Below are 19,116 nucleotides of genomic sequence, written 5' to 3' on the forward strand. Positions count from 1 at the left end.
ATAGACACAGAGCGGCACCCGAATTTGTTCTTGTTATCCCACTAGGGTACTGGTTTCAAAAGGAGTTTCAACTTGATGGTGCGGGCCACTCTGGTATAGAATGGCCACCATACCGCACAGATGGAGAGCATGATGCTCGCACACCGTTTGTCCGGCCCCTCGTTTGCTTCCGCTTGCGCCAAACTCCTGGAAGAAAAGAGTGGCCTTGTAATTGCCCGAAATGAACACGAAGCCAGCACCCTCCTTCAGGAGATCGGCTTCTACGCACCTGCGCTCAAATCTCGCCTCCTGCTGATCCGCGACAGCGAAACCTTGCCGTTCGACCTTGAACGTGCGCCGTCGTCGATCATGAGTGAACGCGCCTGGATGCTGAATCGCTTGGCAAACAACGACGTCGATATGCCCATCGTCATCGCATCGGCAGTCAACTGCATGCGACTGATCTCCGGCAAGGACTTCTGGAAATCGGCCAAGATCAGCTTGAGCCTTGGCGACTCACTGGCCAGTAAGTTCGGCGAGAACCTCTCCAGCCTCCTCGAGCTAGGGTACGCCGAGGCCAAGGCCGTGAAAATTCCTGGTCAATACGCGACGCGTGGTCGTGTAGTCGACTTTTTCCCGGTCGGCATCAGCCACGGTGAGGATTTCCACGAGAACACCCCGGTACGCATGACCCTCGATGAACTGGGCCATATACAGTCGATTATCAAGATCGATGTTCTCACCCAGGAATCCGTTGGAAAGCCGCTGCTGAGCCTAGATGTCTTCCCGAACCGCGAATACCGCCTGGATCGTGAATTCGTTGAGTCCTTCAGAAGCAAGTCGTTTACCTACCACGACAACCCCCGCGTATTCGAAAGCTACAAGGTCGCCCTCTCACTGCGCGACCACCCTGAGTTCATGTCCTGGATTGGCCTCAATCCCAGCAACGTAACCACGTTGGTCGATATGCTCGAGTACGACGAGGTTCTCGCAGATTTCGGCGTAGCTCAGGCCATGGAAGAGCAATGGCGCCTGGTTGAAACCCGTCACATCGATATCCGTGACGATCTCTCGCGTACCTGCCCTCCCATCGACATGTCTTGGCGTTCCCCGGAAGCGACTCAGCGCGCCCTGGATGCAGCCAACTGCTGTACTTACACCACGCCGGTTGTACCCAGTGGCATGAAACGTGTGGGCACCCTGGACGATGCCCTTGCGCTCCTCAAGAGCTTAATCGACGAGAAAACCCCGATCCTCTTCGTCATGAAGAGTGCTGTGCGCGCACGCCACGTAAAAGTGATCGGCAGTATGCTCGGTCTCCGCGTCGCCACTGACGTCTCCTTTGAGCAGTTCATTGCCAAGCCGGTCGGTCAGGCCGTGTTGCAAGGTACGCTGACCAACGGCTACCTCGACACCGTTGCCGGCTACCGCCTGATCACCGAGTACGAACTCTTCGGCACCAGCATCGAATCTTCTTTCGACGAGGACATTGGCGAGTTCCAGCGCAAAGCTGCCCTGCAGGGCCTGGTCGACATCAAGGAAGGCGACTTCCTGGTGCATGCCACTAAAGGGATCGGCCAGTTCCAGGGCTTCGAAACCATCAACTTCACCGGCACCGAAGAAGACACAGTGCGGATCGGCTTCGCCAACGATGCCAGCATCTTCGTTAAAGTCAGCGAACTCGACATGGTGTCGCGTTACTCGGGTGGCGATGAGACGAAGGTTAAGCTTTCAAAGCTGAACCATGAAGCCTGGGCCAAAGGCCTACAGAAGGCTCAGGAAGACGCCCTTTCCGGCGCCCGCCAGCTGATCCTCGTTCGCAATGCTCGTCGACGCATGGCCGGCCTGCGCATGAACGAGCCTGATGAAGACTACGATCACTTCGTCGAGACCTTCGAGTACGAAGAGACTCCCGACCAGAAGCGCTCTATCTCGGAGATCATCCGCGATCTGACCTCTGGCCAGCCAATGGATCGCCTGATCTGTGGTGACGTAGGTTTCGGCAAGACCGAGGTCGCTCACCGCGCTGCATTCATGGTTGCCAACCAGGGTTACCAGGTAGCACTTCTGGCCCCTACCGCCCTGCTGGCCGAGCAGCACTACCTTTCGACACGCACACGCTTCGAAGGTACTGACATCAAGGTTCTCCAGGTAACCGGCAACAAGGTTCCGAAGGATGTGCTGAAGGTCATCCGGAATGGCGAGCCGTGCTATGTCATTGGCACCAACCGCCTGCTGCAGAATGACGTCTTGTTCGGGCGACTGGCACTCATCATCATCGACGAAGAGCAGCGCTTCGGGGTTGACCAAAAGGAGCAGTTGCAGGATCTGCGCGGCGACAAACACGTCCTAGCCATGACTGCGACCCCCATCCCCCGCACCCTGACCCTCTCGATGGTAGGCATCCGGGACATCTCGGTCATCGCTACTCCGCCGGCACGGCGCCTTTCGGTTCGTACCATCCTGCGGCAGCCGGGAAACAGTGTATTGCGTGAGGCCATCGGCCGTGAGCTTTCCCGCGAAGGTCAGGTCTTCTACGTCCACAACAGCGTCAAGACGATGCCGGATTGCGCTGCACGCCTTGCAGAACTGTACCCCACAGCCCGTATCGGCCAGCTTCATGGGCAGATGGGCAAGGCGATGACCGAAACCCTGGTGGCCTTCCAGAAGCATGAATACGACATCCTGGTGTGCACCACCGTGGTCGAGGTTGGTATCGACATCCCGAACGCGAACACGCTGATCGTCGAAAACGCCGATCATTTCGGCCTGAGCCAACTCCACCAGCTTCGCGGACGTGTGGGTCGCTCCTCCCGCCAGGCCTATGCCTACCTGCTCAGTGAATCCAGTCCTGGCACCAAGGAACACCAGCGCATGGTGGCGATGGAAGAGTCGTCTAACCTTGGCCAGGGCATCCTGCTGGCCCGCCACGACCTCGAAATCCGAGGGATTGGTGAAGTTCTGGGTCGCGAACAAAGCGGTCATGTCCACGCCATCGGCTTCAGCCTGTACATGCGCCTGCTGCAGCAAGCGATCACCGTCCTTGATGAGAACCCCCAGGCCGATGCCTCGGAACTCATGGTTGGCAACGTGAACATCCCTCTGCGCGGCCGCATCCCCCACACTTTCATGGCGGACAAAGGCGACCGACTGGCCTGGTATCAGCGCCTGATGGGAAGCGACTCGGTAGAGGAACTCGACCACAACATGGGCAGCCTGAAGGATCAGTACGGGTTCATCCCGACTGAAGTGGTTGAGTTCTATGGGTACGTTTCTGACCACATCGTGCTGAAATCCCTGGGGTTGGAGGCAGTTCAGGTTCACGATGAAGGAACTCGAGTCGTTGGAGCTGTGAGCGCCAGCGCAACCCGCCTGGAGATGATTCTGCGTCAGACCTTCGGGAATAAGGTGTCTGAGACCGACCGCGCCAAGACCTTCTTGGTCTCCCGGCCGTTGGATGAGGTAATCAGAGGATTGGTTGAGGCGCTCCGCTAGGGGCGCCCATCACCTAAATCGAGAACGAGCGCCCGGCCACCCTAGCTGTCCAGAACGGGTGGTAGGCGTCTCTCGATGCGTACAGCGCCAGCACATGGGCAAACTGGATGTCGCCTATGCAGAACTTGAAGATGCGCGCAGCCATCTTGGAAACCGACTTGGCGTAATCCGGATCACGGTAGGCGGCGGCCGTGAAAGAGGCGTAGATAGGGTTGCTGGTCTCGTCCACCTGGAACGAACGAATCCGAAGCTGACGCATCACCTCGCCTCGCAATTTGAACGAGCCATACACCTGCAACCAGGGCTCCCCGTCGAACAACGAAGCGGCCGACGCCTCGACCTTCAGATCCTCATCACCAATACGCACCCCTGGCGGGATACCCATCGGGAAGTGGGCTTTCACCATGAATTCGGCAAGGCTATGCCACGGGCAGAAGGTGAGCAGCCGTGAGCGACAAGCCCCTAGACGATTAGTTTCTTCAATCGTATACGCAATAGTCATACAATTATCATAGATGAGATTTGCATCACAGAGGTAGCGCAGCCATTCCTTTTTTGACAAAATGCCAAACTTCGCTATACGCCCCCTCCCATTCAGGTGTAGCTGATGTTGCTCAATTCATACGTAGATCCGGTGTTCGGCGTCAAAACCCTAGTTAGCCTTGGTAGGGCCTCGATCATCGTCAACGTCGACGGCCTGTCTGAAGCCACATTCCTTCTGAATGATGCTCGCGCCCGGATTGATCGCTGCAAGTGCCACCTGACCATGGCCACACTCCTGGATTTTGCCAATGAGTGCACGTGGCGTCTCCCCCAAGGGCTTGAAACAATTTCCGAGAAAATGACGATTTCGCTGGCTGGGGCAGGTTTTCCAGCGCTCGGTCAGCTGATTAAGCCGCTAATTGCGGAGCACAAGCCAACGGTGGATACCCTCTCGACCCTGTGGCGTAAAGTGATCGAACCAAGGCTTCACCAGCGGGCTGGAGCGGCTGGTTATACCTCCTCAAGGAAACAGACCCTAGCGGTCGAAGAAGCGATCCGAGAAGCTCACCCCTTGCGTCACTCCACCCTACTCCACCCCCGCGCAATTCACTTCATTGATCAAGCTTGGCCAAACATCTACTACCGCCTCAAGGATCAGGTATCCGAATACCACCGGGCGATTTCATGACCCTGCTTGACGCTCGACTCTACGCAGACCTCCCTTGGCCATACACCGGCCTCTTCTTGATGATCGGCGCCGCGCTCGGCAGCTTCTTCAACGTCCTGGCCCTCAGATGGCCGCGTTGGCAGGTACACTGCAATGACACGGAAGCGTCATTTTGGCTGAAATTGCGAGGCCTCCGCGCTCCTGAGATTGAACAGCCTTCCGACACGCGCAAGCTCATGGGTGGTCGCTCGCATTGCCCCACTTGCTCCAAGCCTATTCCTCTCTTTCTGAACATCCCGATCCTGAGTTGGTTAATGCTTCGCGGCCGCTCTGCCTGCTGCAAGACACCGATCCATATCCGCTACCTCGGATTTGAGCTGCTCGGTTTCGGCATCTTCCTGGGCATCTCGCTGACTTGCGGGCCGACTGCCTATGGCTTGGTGATAGGCACTCTGCTGATGGTGCTCGCCCTTATCGCTGTGATCGACCTGACTGACTCGTTCATCCCTGACCAACTACTCTTCGTAGCCCTGTTGATCAGCTATGGGCTTACCTTCTCATCGACGCATTGGATGACCCTGGAGCAAACCTTCCTGTGGCATGTCGGCGCAACCCTGGTCTTGCTGGCCCTTGGAGGCCTGCTCCGTGCGTTTTTCAACGTAGATGGCATCGGTGGGGCCGACGTCCATCTGATCGGCCTTTGCGGAGCTCTCCTGGGCGGAATGCCAATGCTATACGCCCTGGTGATCTGCGGCCTACTGGCCAAACCCTGCCTGAGCCTTCGCAATCGACTCTTCCCCGTCGGGGCCTATGCTCAAGTTATCGGTGAGCGCGGTGTACCGCTCGGGCCGATCCTCTGCTCCGGGATGATCGGAATCGTTTTCACCCAGCTGGCCTTGGCCTAACGGTTCACCGCACCAGGTTATTGTTTGACCTGGTGCTCATTGCAATACTGGTAAAAGGCGCGTGCAGCTTTGCCTGCACCATTGCACAGGAGGCGGCCGGATCAGCCGCGAATGCCATGAAGAAACTTCTACTGACCGTCATTCTCGCCTGTCTGCCGGCGTTCGCATTGGCAGACCAATCTTGTCTTAAACTGGATGGCACGGGCATTGATCCGAACGGCGGTGGCGCCAAGCAGATCGAGCAGACCTACAAGGAAAAGCAAGATCCTGTCTCTGATCTCATGGGCTGCGCCGCTGAGGTAACTCAGGGTGGCATGGGCGCATCGGAGGTCAAAGGCACCTGCGGCTGTAAGCAAGCAGTGCAGAAGCTCTGTAAGTACAACACCAAAAAACAAAAGGTGAAGGCTTCCGGCGGTGCCGACAAGGCCTGGTGCGCGGTCTTCGCACCCTGGGCCCTGTAGCTGCTCCTACGCTTCGAAAGAAGGCCGGCTTTGCCGGCTTTTTTGTTGCCGCAGCTACCAAGCACCTGGTATCCATCCGCATACTCGTTTAAAAGGGGCTACTGGCCCGGATGAATAGCAGGGAACCGACTCCATGGCTGCCAAAGAAAACGAGACTGTCGACTACAAAGCTCTAGCCGAGCGCGTCCGGAATCTCCACGAGGAGTTTCCAGCCATGTTCACTGCTATGAGCGAGGTAACGATTGCCCGCCGCAAGGAGGTGCTCCAAGACATTGCAGATGCACTTGATGCAGGCGAGTTCCCGAACGCCAAATTTGCAGACTTCAAGTACACGATGGCTGAGGTGCTGAGGCAATATTGGGCTTCCGGCCCATCAGACCCCAACTACAACAACAGGCCTGAGGCGCTCTACATGGCCAGGGCTGGCTGGAGCACGAACGGCTACTCTAGCGGGCCTTCTCTTCGGAAGAAGCTTGAGAAATTTGCAAAGCTCTACCCGGAAGAAGCCAAGCAACCCCATACCGCCCCTTACTACGACATGCTGGCATTCACTGACCTGATGTTCTTGATCGGCACGAGGCTCAAAGAGACTGCGGTCAAGAAGGTGCAGAAGACCGAGGCCGAGCGCGAGGCTGAGGAGGTCTACGTGCAGCCCTACGTAAGCCCTGCCTCCCAGAAAAAGGTTCATGACGTCTTGGTGGCTCTGACGGAATCGAAGCGCGAGGAGATGGAAGAGGCTTACGCTTCAGGCTTCAGGAAAAGTCTTCAGAATGCCCTGGAGAAACAATACGAGCCGTACTTCAGGGCGAACCACCCCTACTACGCCCACATGATCAGCATGTTCGGGAAGAGTGTTGAGTACCCAGAACGTCGTGGCCGCTACTACTACGTTGCGCACCCAGACGCTGAGGCCATGATCACGAAGCATGCCCAGCAAGTTTCACAGCGGGTACAGGAAGTCTTCGTTGCAAAGAACCTGAACAAGCTGCGGGTGCCTATCGACGTGAAGGGCAATCTGAAGTCGGTTGAGCTGCTTGGCAACAACCTCAGAATGGATCGCCTTGAAGGGAAGCTCCGCGTCACTTTTGAGGACGGCTCCAGGTTCGATGTTCATAACCAACTGGTCTTTGTGACCAATCAGAATGGAACTCATTTCTCACGATTCCCCCTGACTTATCACAACGTTATCGATAGCGCCGGGGCCCTCGTTGCTAAGAAACGCTCCGAAGAAGAGATGGGCACACAACCCTTCTAATCCAAAGAGAAAAGCCCCGGCGTACCGGGGCTTTTGCATTGCGGAGCTTACGCCTGGACGCCCAGGGCAAACTCCTTGTACAAAACGTCCATTCTGCGATAGAGCTCATCTGCACCCTGATCAGGAGTCCAGGTTTCCATCTCCTCAGCCAGGAACTCGTTGTCCTCGCGGCCAGACCAGACCTTGATGTACTCGCCGGTCTTGTAACCGTTGTGCTGACGGAAGAGGTTCAGCACGCTCTTGGAGATGTAGGTGTTGTACCAAGTCTCGCCCGTCAACTTGAAGTCATCCATCAGCCGGCGCAGCAGGCTGAAGCTGAAGCGGCCGACGTAGCCCATGGCGCCCATCAGATCGAGGCAGACCTCGGTCTCCAGCTCAGCGACAACATAGTCCTTCTCGTCAAAGCGGATCACAGGCTCAGGTTTGTGCCAGGCGTCCAACAGGGCCTGCCCTTCCTTCGACGGCTCGTTCACCGCACGAGCGATCTCGCTGATGATGAAGTGAGTCATGTCGATCAGCTCGAGCTGGATCTGAGGCAGGTTTACTTCCTGCTTCTTCCACCACTTGTAGGCATTGTGGTCATGGCACTCGCCCACCTCCACCGATGACGCGCGCAGGTAATGCATGCGCGTCACCCGCCAGTCGGGCTTCATCACGTCGTTGAGCTGACTCTGGTAGCTCAACATGTCCAGGAGCATGTTATCAGTGACTTGCACAGTCGTTCCTTACTTCACGGAATGGTAGGAGTTGCGGAGCTGTTCCATCTTCTGCGCCAGCTCAGCCGGCGGCGACAGGTGGGGGTAGACAGCAGAGAGCGCCTGGACGGCATCCCAGTTGGTCAGAAGCAACGCATGCTGCGGCATGTAGCCGTTACGCACGTAGGCCTCGTAAAGTTCTTCGGCGCCTGGGAGCGGAGGAACTGGCGCCCCTGCGTGAGGGCTTGCAGCCTGCAACTGAGCCTGGCCAGCATCGGCCGACGTAGCTGCTGGGTTTGCCACCGTGATCTCAGGTACAGCCTGGCCCGAAGCTTCCAGATGCGATTCGTTGGCTTCGTCGGCAAAAGCGAAGGCGCTGAACAGCGCAAACGCTGCGGGGATAAGCGTTTTGAACATGAGTTTGGGCTCTCCTGCGCACCAGTTTGGCGATTCAGTACCCCAAACCGGCGTGTGAATTAACGATATATTGTCACGCAGGAGGGTCGCCTTCCAGACAATTTGTGTGAAAATGAAGCAATGATCCCTATTCTGAAGCGCGGAGAACAGCGTGAGAATTGTCGATAACTATCTGACAAATAAGAAGATTCAGCAGTATCGCGACGAGGCTGAAGCCATCCTCGAGTACGCTGAAACCCTAAAGGGGATGGAAGACTGGACGCTCGTCGTCAACTTCACACAGATCAAGACCGCCCGTAACCGGCCGAATATGCTGCTGGCCTACGCCATCATCACCGAGGTGATCCAGCGCAAGCTCAAACTCTCTCCTTACGTAGAGCAGATCATGGGTGCCCTGGCGATGGGCGATGGTCATATCGTCGAGATGGCAACCGGAGAAGGTAAGACCCTTGCAGCGGCGTATCCCCTGGCCTGGCACGCACTCTTCGGACGCAGTCACTGCATTACCGCGAACGATTACTTGGCCCGGCGCGATTCCGAGTTTCTGCACCCGGTCTATCAGACGCTGCACCTCAACTGCGACTACCTGCAGGAGAACTTTGGCCGCGAGACGCGCCAACTGTCGTACCGCCGGCAAATCGTATACGGCACTGCAAGCCAGTTCGTCTTCGACTACCTGCGGGACAACACGGCCCTCGACGTCCAGGATCTCATCCAGCAAGGAAACAACTTCGCCCTGATCGATGAGGCCGACAGCATCCTTATAGACGAAGCCAGGACGCCGTTCCTGCTCTCCGGAGAGGTTGGGGCTGAGGATGACCAGTATCAGCTTCTGGACGAGCTTGCACGCAGCCTGGAGGCCGTTGACGCGCCAATTGACGTGAAGACCAAGCTCGACACCCTCGTCACCCGGCGTACCTCAGATCACGGTGATTGTCTGGTGGACATCCGAGGTCAGGCGGTTAGTCTCACTGAACGAGGCTTCGCCAAGGCGGAAGCGTTCCTGATTGAACGTGGGATCGTCGCCGCCGGCCGACAGTGGATGCCGGAGGAAGCTCCGGTCTGGGCCGCCCTTTTCGCCGCACTCAAAGCTCACTACGTCTTCCAGAAAGACAGAGACTACGTGGTCTCTGAGCTCGGAGAAGTCATCACAGTTGACCCTGAAACTGGTCGTCTCAGTCCTGGTCGCCGCTGGAACCAAGGCATTCACCAGGCCGTGGAGTGCAAGGAAGGCCTCGAGGTCAAAGGCGAAGCCCGAGAGATTGGGCGTATCGCACTGGCCAGCTACCTGGACGTCTACGATGACGTTGCCGGGATGTCAGGTACGGCCGTCGCCGTGGCCGATGAGCTCCATACCCTCTACGGTCTCAAAGTGATCCCAATCCCGAGGCACCTCCCCTCCAAGTTGGTACAGCACCCGGACAAGCTATTTGCAACCAAAGAGGCCAAGTTCAACGAGATCGCCGACGACGTCGAGGCCATCCACAAGACCACTCAGCCTATCCTAGTTGGCACCGGGTCTATTGAAGATTCTGAGGCCCTATCCAAACTGTTCCATCAGCGCGGCCTGCACCATCGCGTGCTGAACGCGAAGCAGAATCTACAGGAGGCGCTAATCATCGCTGAGGCTGGAAAACCCAAAGCGATCACGATTGCCACCAACATGGCCGGACGCGGGACGGACATCCTGCTAGGCGGCTCTGCCGAACATAGCGATGCTGTGTCGGAGCAGCTCGTGCTTGAACAAGGCGGTCTGTTTGTCATCGGCGCTGAGCGTATGGATTCGGCCAGGCTGGATCAGCAACTTGCTGGTCGTGCCGGCCGACAGGGTGATCCTGGTCACGTGCGATTCTACGCATCTCTCGAGGATGCCCTGCTGCGCCAGGCCGGCGCCAAGCACATGGCTCCCCTCTTCCGCTTTGCAGCTAACCCGGACGCCGGCCTCCAGGGTACGACAATCAGTCGGGCTCTCAAGCGGATTCAGAAGCAGAAGCAGTCCATGACTGCTGACGCGAGACGCGCAGGACTGGCTCAGGATCGCCTGCTAGACGAGCCGCGCGGCATCTTCCTCACCCAGCGTGATGTGGTTCTGCGCACGGACGCCGGGGACTTGCTGGATGACCTCGACCAGGTCGCCAGGCTGGCTGCTCATCGCCTGATGTCTGTGTACAGCGATGCCACGGGCTCAGAGGGGCGCTCGGCTGTCCTTGAAAAGATCAAGCAGTGGCACCTTTCGCCATCCTGGGCTGAGCGTGCCATCCATGATTACGAGAAAACTCTAAGCGTGGATGACTATGCTGTCCTGATCAGGGAGTTCGAGCAGTGGCTTTCTTTTGAGCTCACGGCGCGCTCCCGGAGCCTTCTGGAGCAGGAGCCGAAGGCACTGAAGCAGTCCATGCTCCTTGGCATCGATACCATGTGGCAAAGCATCGTCGAAGAGTCTGACAGAGTAAGGCAGGGCGTTTCGCTGCAGGCCTACGTCGGCGTGAAACCTCACCTGGCTCTGAAGCAGTCTATCTACCAGATCTTCCACGAGGCCCTGGCGGATGTACCGGTCGCCCAGCTTGACTACTTCTTCGAAGCTATCGAGCAACACGCGTTGTCCCTGGAGGCAGCTTGATTACAGGCTTATGGCTCTGGATCAGGATCTTCTGACCCCTCGCCCCCAGAAATGAAAAAAGGCCCGCCATTGGCGGGCCTTTTCGCGACTCAGAAGTTCCTAGTCACGAATTCCTTCACCCTGTTGGCGGCGAAGGAAAGCCGGGATATCCAGGTAGTCGAGGTCGTCATGCTGGTTTTGCTGCTGCGGCTGCTGGGTTCTCTCAGCGGGAAGCAACCTCCGATTGTCGAGTTCAACCGGGCGGCTGGCAGCCATGCGAGTACCTTCTTGCTCAGCGTACTCGAACTCTTCGCGGGACTGACGAGTGTTGCGCGGCTCGTACTGGCGCTCCTGGAACTCGCGCTGATGCAGGTCGCGGGTACCACCTACCGGACGCTGCACGCCTTGCTCAGACTGGAAGCCGTGGCGCAGGATGCGATGATCTTGAGCCGCCGGACGAGCTGCAGATACACCCAGGTCGTCATGTTCACGACGATTGTCGAACTGACGCTCTTGAGTCATAGCAGGGCGCAGTTCAGCAACTTGAGGACGCTGAACCGGATTACGGCTAACTACCGGCTCCTGCTTCGGCTCTGCGGCGCGAAGAGGCTGAGCGGCCTGCTTCATTTCCGCCTGGTACTGGGAATCGCCCAGACCGGTGATGACTACAGTCACAGTCATCTCTTCACCCAGGTCAGGATCGATGACAGTACCGAACTTCATACGAGCGTCAGGCGATGCGAATTCTTCGATGATTGCACCGACGGCCGCGTACTCGTCCAGCGTCAGATCCTGGTTGGAGGAGATATTGACGAGGATGCCTTTGGCACCCTGGAGATTGGTGTCACGCAGCAGCGGGTGGAACAGGGCGGCTTCAGTGGCTTTTTGTGCACGATCAGCACCGCTAGCACGGCCTTCACCCATAACAGCTTGGCCGGCCTTTTCCATCACAGCCTTCACGTCGGCGAAGTCGACGTTGATCATGCCAGGGCGCTTGATGATGTCGGAGATGCCGCGAACCGAGCTGCACAGAACGTCATTGGAGTGAGCGAACGCCTCCAGCAACGAGCACTTCCCGGCCATCTCTTGGATCAGCTTCTCATTCTTCACCACGATCAAGGTGTCGACGTATTTTTCGAGCTCTTTCAGGCCTTCCAGTGCGTAGGCCATGCGCTTACGACCTTCGAACATGAACGGCAGGGTCACCACGCCTACGGTGAGGATGCCCTTCTCTTTAGCGATTTGCGCGATTACCGGGGACGCGCCAGTACCGGTGCCGCCACCCAGGCCAGTTGCGATGAAGAGCATGTCAGCGCCATGCATGGCATCTGCAAGCTGGCTGCGGTCTTCCAGGGCCGCTTCCTGGCCCCTGGCCGGATCGGCGCCAGCGCCCAGACCTGAGGTGGTGTTAGCGCCGAGCTGGAGGACGCTCTTGGCCTTGGTGTTCTTCAGTGCCTGAGAATCGGTGTTGGCGACGATGAACTCGACACCCTCGATGTTGTTCTCGCACATGTGATCCACGGCGTTACCGCCGCCCCCACCCACGCCAATCACCTTGATGATTGCGCCGCCATCGCCGCGATTACTCGTTTCGAACATGTGCATCTCCGTAATTTACAATTTCGCAGTAAGCGCCGGGCGGCGCTTGGGTAAGGTTGCCGAGGTGGTATGGCAAGGTGTCGCAATACTGCCAATATTCAGCTGCTCTAGCAATACGCTTGGCCGCTAAAAATGCGCCTTTTCTAATAAATTGTCAGTTCGACAACCCCAGCTCCTCTCCGAGCTCCGATTTAAGGCGCGCGGCGATGTCCTGGCCCAGCTGCTGCGACAGGGATTCGCTCTGCTCCATTCGGAAGCGCAAGGTTTCTGATCCCATGAACACGGACTTTCGGCCTAGCTTGGAGTGATAGAAGGAGTTGAGCTGGTTGATCTCATCAGCGGTCAGGCCGCTAGCGTAGGCCATCACAACCTTCTGGTTAGCCTGCTTGATGGCGTCGGCTTTGGACATGTAGGCCTCGTAAACAATCTGTTCGGCCCTGACGTACACCTGCTCGGGCTTGCCGGCGAAGCGCCTACGAACCTCCTGGCCATTTGCTTTTGCTGCTTGCCGCGCCAGTTGCTCGGGAGACTGCGCCAGGCCTGACGCCTGCAGCAGCTCATTGATCGCGTCGATCTTCTCGACAGTGATCTGCTCCGCTTTGGCCTTGGTCGCCAAAGCCATGTAACAGATGGCCGTCATTGCGACGGCCATGCGTATCATCTTTCTCATTTCAGTGTCCTTTCAGTGGAGAAGCTTTGGAGAAGCTTCAAAAGGCGGGAGTGGCCGGCTCGTATGCGGTCGCGGCCACCAGGGCCTTACCGCTGGGCTTCACCGCCTCATCGAGCACATAGGTGCGGTTCAGATCGCGGTCGATCTCCAGCACGTTGCCGAGAGGTTTACCGAAGGTGTGGAAGGTGCTGAGCAGCGTGTCATTCTTGCTCTCGCCCTTACGCACGTCAGCGTTACGCATAGCGACTGGGGACACCAGGTAGGCGCTCTGCTGCTCGAAGTTCATGTACGGATAGGTGTGGAACAGTCGATCCACTCCGGACTTAAGCTGTTTGAGCTTGCCTGCCAGGTAGTCCTTCTGGAAGTTGGCATTTCCAACCGGGCCGCAGTTGGTGCGCTGCGTGGGGATGATCTCGGCTTTCATGCCGTTCCTGACCATGTAGGTGAACCAGGAAGCGTTCTTGGAGAGGAACTCATTCCAAGTCGCCTCCCCGTTGATCACCCCACCACCGTTGGTGTAGTTGTACCTGGTGTTCAGGTTCTTGACGCAGGAAAGCTCGACAATACGAGTGCCCCTCTCCTCTCGGTAAGGGCGAATGATTACGCCGCCATACATCCCGTCGAACATGTTGGAGTCGAGCAACTCGATGATCTGGCGCCTGGCGTTCGCCTGGTTGACCAAGTCCAGTTCCTCAATGCGCCGGTACTGGACATCCACACCGATGAACCAGTGTTTCTTGCCCATGGCCAGCAGCTCCCTGGTGAGGTCACTGACCTCCACCTGGATCTGGATCAACGGCACCCCATTCACCGAAACCTGCTTGTCTGCGACGGCCTTGGTGACAATGGCGTTGAGCTTCTGCAGGCGAAGCTTTTTCGTGGCGTAGGCTGAATCTGCCGTCGGGAAGATCGTGTTGATCTCTAGGTAGCCCGTGCAGATCTTGGGCTTCTTCAGCTTGGGGTTGGTTTTCGACTTAAGCACCGACATCCAGGTGGCTTTGAGGACATTGTTGTCCTTGTCGATGAACTCGACCTGCTCGGCGACAAAGGCCCCGCCAGACACGGTGCCGGGGGCGTTGTCGTCCGTGGCGAAGCACGGATTCTTCGCGCGGTCGTCATCATCAGCCAGGTCTTCAAGGCTGGGGACGGTCTTGTCAGCACGGTTCTTGGCTTCATCGATGAAGCGTTGCGGAACCTCAAGAGTCAGCTTGAACGGAGCGCCAGCCTGATCAACGCCCAGCATGACGCAATCCTGAGGGGTCTTCCCGATCTGGTAGCTGCGGGGGTAACCCACGAAACCAGTCGTCAGGCCCTGCTTCAAGGCTTCGATACTGCCAAGTGGCGGTTTCATGTCGAGCACTCCGTAGAATCACAATTATCTAAGTATTGCACGCGATCTTCGGACTGAACAAACGCTAAACCCTGTTTCCATGCGGATTTACCGATAAATTGCCAGGCTGTACCTGGGATCACGGTAAACGGACGGCCCGACCGCACCGGGCGTTCCCAGGATCACGGTTAGAGCGTCTCGGAATGTACCTCTAATCCCGGTCTGCCCCTTCCCTGGGGCGGCTCAGCTGTCAGTCCTCGGTACGAATGCGCGCCATACGCGCCAGCATCTGCTCTAGGGCATCGGAAACGCCCTCTGCAGTGAGTTTGTTCGGCTGAGGGTCTACCGGGTAGTTGATCGTCTCATCGATGATCTCAAGCCCCCTGCGAGCCTCCTCCATGGCTTCCAGCTCACTACGGCCGGCTGCCTTCTCAATCTCAAGCAGTTGCTTGATCGGCATGGCACGGTCTTTCTGGTCTGCCGACAACACCTCGGGATAGACCTTGAAGCTCTCTTTCACCGAGTCGCTCATCAAGTCGCTGAGTGACTTGAAGACATCGTCCGCCTCGTCGAGGATCGATGTGTCGTACTCCTCATCATCCTCCTCGTGGAGGAATGGGAGGTTCCCGAGCACTGTGTCCATCTCCTGGTCATAGCGCTTGGCGGACGGCCTTGCCGGCGGCAAATCGTCATCCGAGTCGTCTTCCATGATGGGTGCCTGACGCGGCGCCGGGCGTACTGCCGGCGCTGCTGAGACCCCGTTCGCTCTGCCCTTCAGAGAGGCGACGAACTCATCGTCCAGCAGCTTTTCCTTGTGCTCCATCATGCCAAACGCGATCTTGGCCGCCATGTCTGGCTCCTGAGCCCTGGACACAGCCACGTCGTAGGCGTTGAACAAGGCCTGCAGGTTCCTGTCCAGGTCGACGGGCTTGGATCGGCGGCTATCAGCCTGGCTGTCATCGAACAGCTTGGTGATGTTGTTCCTCGAATCACGGAGCGTTTTGACCATGTCTCGGCTTGGGCCGTTGACCATCAGCATCCGATTGATACGGTACTCAGGCGATTTCTCCGGGTCAGTGAAGTACAGGCTCACCCTGGCCAGCTTGTCGCCGAAGATGACGTGGGCCTGGCCTGGCTTCTGGTCAACCAGGTCGCGGACGTTGATCCGTTTTTTACGCTCGGACTTCGACTGGTTATTATCCGCATATCCAGGGAACATCCCTTTCGAAACCTCGTAACCAGCCGAACTTGCTGTTTCGGCTTCACCAGCACGCTCGATTGCCAAGTCCAAAGTTTCTTTGGCATCTTCAAGTTTCATGAAGATTTTAATGTTGGTGTTTGCAACAATGGATTTGGCTTCTTTTTCATCTGAGCGCTGGAAGGATGGGAAGTCCTGGCCAGCGAAAACAACAGAAATACCAAGGCTTCGGGCCTGGGCCGCAACAACCGAGAAGCCCTTGACGCTGTAGTAGCCGTATTCATCAAGTATTAGCATGAAGGGTACGTCAGAGTTTGTCGGCTTAGCGTCGATTACTTCTGCGTGAGAACCTTCTACTTTTTCACCAAGTGCAGGTGCAAGTGCACTTCGAACACCGGCCACAACCAACTTTCCGAGACCTGCTAGTGCGTCCGGCTCTTTCTCGAGGGCCGGCAACATAACAAATAGGATTCGGCGATTGTAAACAAGGTCTTTGTAGTCCACCTCCCCTCTCGGTGCATTGAAGATGTGAGAGTAAGTTGCAGACAATTCTTGCAGCACCTCGGTTAGCTGCATTGTCAAATAGTTGTGTTGTTCGTAACACTTGGCGTTAAGTTCGCCTTGGCGTGCTTCTTTCTCCTGGTAACCAGGAAGTTCGAGGAGATACTTATTAAGAAGAGAGATATTTTTCTCTGGAATATCTGCGCGCTGAGTTAGGTCTAGAATCCTATCCAAAGGCATGTTGTCACGCAGTACACCAACGTCCAAGTTGATCTCGCCAGTGTCTCTCAGATACACCAGGCAATCGAGCAAAGCCAGCAGCAGCGCGTTCGCGCGGCCTTTCCACATGTCGTCGCCGCCCCCGTCGCGCATCAGCGATGCAACAAGGGACTGAATTTGTTTCGCAGGGCCTAGGGCAAACGGGTTAGTTGTGTTGGAAAGCCGCGAACCATCATTAATGCTCTTGTCTGTTTTGGAGCCTGTTAGATAGTTGATTACAAGTAGATCGTCCTCTCGACCAAGCCTTCTGACCATCGAGAAAACGAGGCCGAAGACGGTAGTATCCCCCTTCCCGTCTACATACATTACGCCAGACCCGAGAACCAGTGCCTGGTAGAAAAGAGATAGCAGGAAGCGGGTTTTCCCCGAGCCTGTCGAGCCAAATACCAGCATATGGGTACGAGCATCGTCGTTGCTCACCCAGAACGATTCGTTAGTTACCAGATCATTGCCGATCAGAATGATGCCGTCACCAATCGGAACGCTCTTGTATTTGTCCTTTCCTTTCTTACCTTTCACGCGGACTTGTTTGGTCTCTAGTGGGTTGAAAGGATGGCGATGCGGGTACTTCCTGACGTGCCGCTTGGCGTACAGGTAGGCCATGAGCGCGACGAGAATGAATATGTCGCTAGAGGTGGCGTAAGGACTGAACGGAAGTACGAAAGCCATAAATCCAAGGAAGCAGACAACGAAGCCGCCGATCTCAGCAAAGAGGCTCCTGATTCTGTACTTCAGCGGCCTGATCTCACGCTGCAAAAGTGTGGGGTCGAGGTCAGCGTTTTTCGTTACGCCATGTACCATGTGTCACCGTTTCTTATTGTTCTTATTGGTGGCGCTAATCAGTTTTTCGTGACCCAGCCAAATTCGTTGCACAAGAAGGCATGCTTCTCGTAGTACTTGATCGGAATCTCGGCGGAGAGGTCTTCCAGGTTGATCTCCGGGTACAGGGCCTTCAGGTAACGGCGCACGCGCGGCTCGGTTCGTTCGTCGCAACGACCTTCAGCCAAGTGCTTGATCATCCTGTCCAAGACAAGCCAGTCCCTGACCATTTCTACGGTCAGCATCACGCCCTGCTCGGCAGCCTGCTGGTAAGCCATGGCCAGGGAAGCTTCCACCAGGCGAATCATGGCCAGCCTCCACCTGAACTCATCCAAAGGCGGTAGCCAGTCGCTGAAGGCCGCGATCACCTCGCCGAAGTGCCTCCGGACGAAAATGTCCTGGGTGAACGGTGGCGCTCTCATATGCCCATCTCCCACATGTCGTCCGAGTGATCCTGGGTTTGCCCTTCCCTCGCCGTCAGACCCAGCGCAACGCGCAGCCCTTCAATCGCTTCGGTGGTCTCTGGGTAGGGCACTGCAAAGCCGCACTCGGTTTCAAGCAGCCAATGGGCCCAAGTGCCCGAGGACTCCGTATACGCCGTTTTCTTGCCCACGTTGCTGATGGCGTACCAGAGAGGCCTGTTACGACCTTTGAGCCAGCGCAGGATGAGAGGTGGCAGAGTGGCACCCTCCCGTGCGGCCTCCAGGAGCGTCATAAGGCCGGTCGACACGAAGGCATGCTTGGAGAGCTTCTCGTCGGCAACCACCTGCTGCAGCACCCCTTTGAGCGAAGGACTGGCACAAAGAGAGCGGGCAACCGAGTCCGTTGGGCGCCAATCAGACTTGGCATCCATCTGCTCCTTCACGAAAGCCATGAGCTTGTCGGCCAGGGCCTTGTGAGAAATATCCTGAGTCTTGTAGCGGAATCGGCTGGGTTGTTTCTTACCTGCGCGGCGAGCCTTCTCGATCATGTAAGCCTGTTTCAGGTAATCCTGGACGTATGGAAGCACTTCATCACGCTTCACCAGGATCTTGTCGATCAGCAGGTCGGTGATGCGCTTGGCGTCTTCGTCGAGGTTGTTGTAGCCGGCGTACATGGGGCCGAGTTGACTGTCGAAAGCCTTGCGCGCCAGTTCTTCATCGAACGCACCGGTCTCCTGCACCCAGATTGGGCGATTGAGGCGCTTATCCTTGAGTGCGGCATTGGCCAGGCCAACCGGAGGAACACAGGTGGCGAACTGGCGCTCACCCATAGCCATCGAGTACTCGTAGGTGTCCGGGTCGTCCGGGTAGAAGTCGAGGGGCGTCTTCTCGGGGTGCTTGCCGATGAAGTCTTTTACGTGCTTAAAGCCGGGCGCCATCTTCGGCAGGATGTTCTCCATGTTCCAGCCCGAGAACGCGATATCACCACCCTGGATGTGAAGCTTGAAGCCATAGAAGCAGATGATGAGCCCCGGCAGCCAGTTGAAGAAGCAGAGGTAGAGGTTGTCGAACTTGCTGATAATCTCAGCCGTGAGGATGTCCGGGTCTGAGGTGAGTAGGAAGCGCAGGCCGGCCTCGAAGTCGAAGCCGATCAGATGCTCCACCGAGTCCGGGATCAGGAAGGCGAAGAAACCCACCTCCAAGACGCGGAGCCACTTCCAGAAGGTCGCGTAAACCCAGAAGATCTGGCTCAGGCCCCAGATAGCCAGCAGAACGACGATGATCAGGATGATCCCGACGTTCTCCAGGTTTGAGTCCTGCCCACCACCACCTTTAGCCATTC

Annotated in this window: 14 protein-coding genes and 1 pseudogene; 6 read left to right on the forward strand and 9 right to left on the reverse strand. The window is 57.0% G+C overall.

The window, feature by feature from the left end; all coding sequences use genetic code 11:
• The first annotated feature begins 132 nt into the window (after positions 1–132).
• Complete coding sequence (locus tag HNP46_RS00705; protein WP_184585585.1) at positions 133–3,474, forward strand: DEAD/DEAH box helicase; 3,342 nt, start codon at positions 133–135, stop codon at positions 3,472–3,474.
• A gap of 13 nt (positions 3,475–3,487) precedes the next feature.
• On the opposite strand, the gene HNP46_RS00710 is transcribed toward HNP46_RS00705, so the two are convergent.
• On the reverse strand, positions 3,488–3,976 hold the full coding sequence (locus HNP46_RS00710) for a hypothetical protein (RefSeq protein ID WP_184585586.1): 489 nt from the start codon (positions 3,974–3,976) through the stop codon (positions 3,488–3,490).
• Positions 3,977–4,081: 105 nt separating this feature from the next.
• Here HNP46_RS00710 and HNP46_RS00715 point away from each other — a divergent pair, with 105 nt between their 5' ends.
• The 4 genes from HNP46_RS00715 to HNP46_RS00730 all read left to right on the forward strand — a co-directional run bounded on the left by HNP46_RS00715 (position 4,082) and on the right by HNP46_RS00730 (position 7,245).
• Positions 4,082–4,645: a hypothetical protein gene (locus tag HNP46_RS00715; RefSeq protein WP_184585587.1), complete on the forward strand. Its 564-nt coding sequence runs from the start codon at positions 4,082–4,084 to the stop codon at positions 4,643–4,645.
• Complete coding sequence (locus HNP46_RS00720) at positions 4,642–5,529, forward strand: prepilin peptidase (protein ID WP_184585588.1); 888 nt, start codon at positions 4,642–4,644, stop codon at positions 5,527–5,529. The genes HNP46_RS00715 and HNP46_RS00720 overlap by 4 nt, the downstream gene beginning before the upstream one ends.
• A 20-nt stretch (positions 5,530–5,549) precedes the next feature.
• Positions 5,550–5,990, forward strand: coding sequence for a hypothetical protein (locus HNP46_RS00725; protein ID WP_184585589.1), 441 nt, complete (start codon positions 5,550–5,552; stop codon positions 5,988–5,990).
• Positions 5,991–6,123: 133 nt separating this feature from the next.
• Positions 6,124–7,245: a hypothetical protein gene (locus tag HNP46_RS00730; RefSeq protein ID WP_184585590.1), complete on the forward strand. Its 1,122-nt coding sequence runs from the start codon at positions 6,124–6,126 to the stop codon at positions 7,243–7,245.
• Positions 7,246–7,292: 47 nt separating this feature from the next.
• Here the strand turns inward: HNP46_RS00730 and HNP46_RS00735 are convergent, their stop codons facing one another.
• Together HNP46_RS00735 and HNP46_RS00740 are read right to left on the reverse strand one after the other, a co-directional pair.
• Positions 7,293–7,961 (reverse strand): dUTP diphosphatase, encoded by a 669-nt coding sequence (locus HNP46_RS00735; protein WP_311771785.1) that lies wholly within the window; start codon positions 7,959–7,961, stop codon positions 7,293–7,295.
• 9 nt (positions 7,962–7,970) lie between these two features.
• Positions 7,971–8,357 (reverse strand): hypothetical protein, encoded by a 387-nt coding sequence (locus HNP46_RS00740; RefSeq protein WP_184585591.1) that lies wholly within the window; start codon positions 8,355–8,357, stop codon positions 7,971–7,973.
• A 151-nt stretch (positions 8,358–8,508) separates the two neighbouring features.
• Between HNP46_RS00740 and HNP46_RS00745 the strand changes: the two genes are divergently transcribed.
• Positions 8,509–10,977 (forward strand): hypothetical protein, encoded by a 2,469-nt coding sequence (locus HNP46_RS00745; RefSeq protein WP_184585592.1) that lies wholly within the window; start codon positions 8,509–8,511, stop codon positions 10,975–10,977.
• A 519-nt stretch (positions 10,978–11,496) separates the two neighbouring features.
• Here the strand turns inward: HNP46_RS00745 and ftsZ are convergent.
• The 6 genes and pseudogenes from ftsZ to HNP46_RS00775 form a co-directional block, all read right to left on the reverse strand.
• Positions 11,497–12,555, reverse strand: a pseudogene (gene ftsZ, locus HNP46_RS00750) (cell division protein FtsZ); the annotation flags it as partial.
• Positions 12,556–12,709: 154 nt separating this feature from the next.
• Complete coding sequence (locus HNP46_RS00755; RefSeq protein ID WP_184585594.1) at positions 12,710–13,225, reverse strand: DUF2059 domain-containing protein; 516 nt, start codon at positions 13,223–13,225, stop codon at positions 12,710–12,712.
• A gap of 37 nt (positions 13,226–13,262) precedes the next feature.
• Positions 13,263–14,576 carry a hypothetical protein gene (locus tag HNP46_RS00760; RefSeq protein WP_184585595.1) on the reverse strand — a complete coding sequence of 438 codons (1,314 nt, stop codon included), beginning with the start codon at positions 14,574–14,576 and terminating at the stop codon, positions 13,263–13,265.
• 229 nt (positions 14,577–14,805) lie between these two features.
• Positions 14,806–17,334: a type IV secretory system conjugative DNA transfer family protein gene (locus HNP46_RS00765; protein ID WP_184585596.1), complete on the reverse strand. Its 2,529-nt coding sequence runs from the start codon at positions 17,332–17,334 to the stop codon at positions 14,806–14,808.
• A gap of 38 nt (positions 17,335–17,372) precedes the next feature.
• On the reverse strand, positions 17,373–17,660 hold the full coding sequence (locus tag HNP46_RS00770) for a hypothetical protein (protein WP_184585597.1): 288 nt from the start codon (positions 17,658–17,660) through the stop codon (positions 17,373–17,375).
• A 110-nt stretch (positions 17,661–17,770) separates the two neighbouring features.
• Complete coding sequence (locus HNP46_RS00775) at positions 17,771–19,114, reverse strand: IcmP (DotM) (protein ID WP_184585598.1); 1,344 nt, start codon at positions 19,112–19,114, stop codon at positions 17,771–17,773.
• Positions 19,115–19,116 lie beyond the last annotated feature (2 nt).

It is taken from the genome of Pseudomonas nitroreducens, from assembly GCF_014204515.1.
Lineage (GTDB): Bacteria > Pseudomonadota > Gammaproteobacteria > Pseudomonadales > Pseudomonadaceae > Pseudomonas > Pseudomonas nitritireducens_A.

Bases quoted from the DNA above. Each gene is read 5' to 3' on its own strand.
- HNP46_RS00705 (WP_184585585.1), top strand. From the start codon at position 133: ATGCTCGCACACCGTTTGTCCGGCCCCTCGTTTGCTTCCGCTTGCGCC.
- HNP46_RS00710 (WP_184585586.1), bottom strand. From the start codon at position 3,976: ATGACTATTGCGTATACGATTGAAGAAACTAATCGTCTAGGGGCTTGT.
- HNP46_RS00715 (WP_184585587.1), top strand. From the start codon at position 4,082: ATGTTGCTCAATTCATACGTAGATCCGGTGTTCGGCGTCAAAACCCTA.
- HNP46_RS00720 (WP_184585588.1), top strand. From the start codon at position 4,642: ATGACCCTGCTTGACGCTCGACTCTACGCAGACCTCCCTTGGCCATAC.
- HNP46_RS00730 (WP_184585590.1), top strand. From the start codon at position 6,124: ATGGCTGCCAAAGAAAACGAGACTGTCGACTACAAAGCTCTAGCCGAG.
- HNP46_RS00740 (WP_184585591.1), bottom strand. From the start codon at position 8,357: ATGTTCAAAACGCTTATCCCCGCAGCGTTTGCGCTGTTCAGCGCCTTC.
- HNP46_RS00755 (WP_184585594.1), bottom strand. From the start codon at position 13,225: ATGAGAAAGATGATACGCATGGCCGTCGCAATGACGGCCATCTGTTAC.
- HNP46_RS00760 (WP_184585595.1), bottom strand. From the start codon at position 14,576: ATGAAACCGCCACTTGGCAGTATCGAAGCCTTGAAGCAGGGCCTGACG.
- HNP46_RS00765 (WP_184585596.1), bottom strand. From the start codon at position 17,334: ATGGTACATGGCGTAACGAAAAACGCTGACCTCGACCCCACACTTTTG.
- HNP46_RS00770 (WP_184585597.1), bottom strand. From the start codon at position 17,660: ATGATTCGCCTGGTGGAAGCTTCCCTGGCCATGGCTTACCAGCAGGCT.
- HNP46_RS00775 (WP_184585598.1), bottom strand. From the start codon at position 19,114: ATGGCTAAAGGTGGTGGTGGGCAGGACTCAAACCTGGAGAACGTCGGG.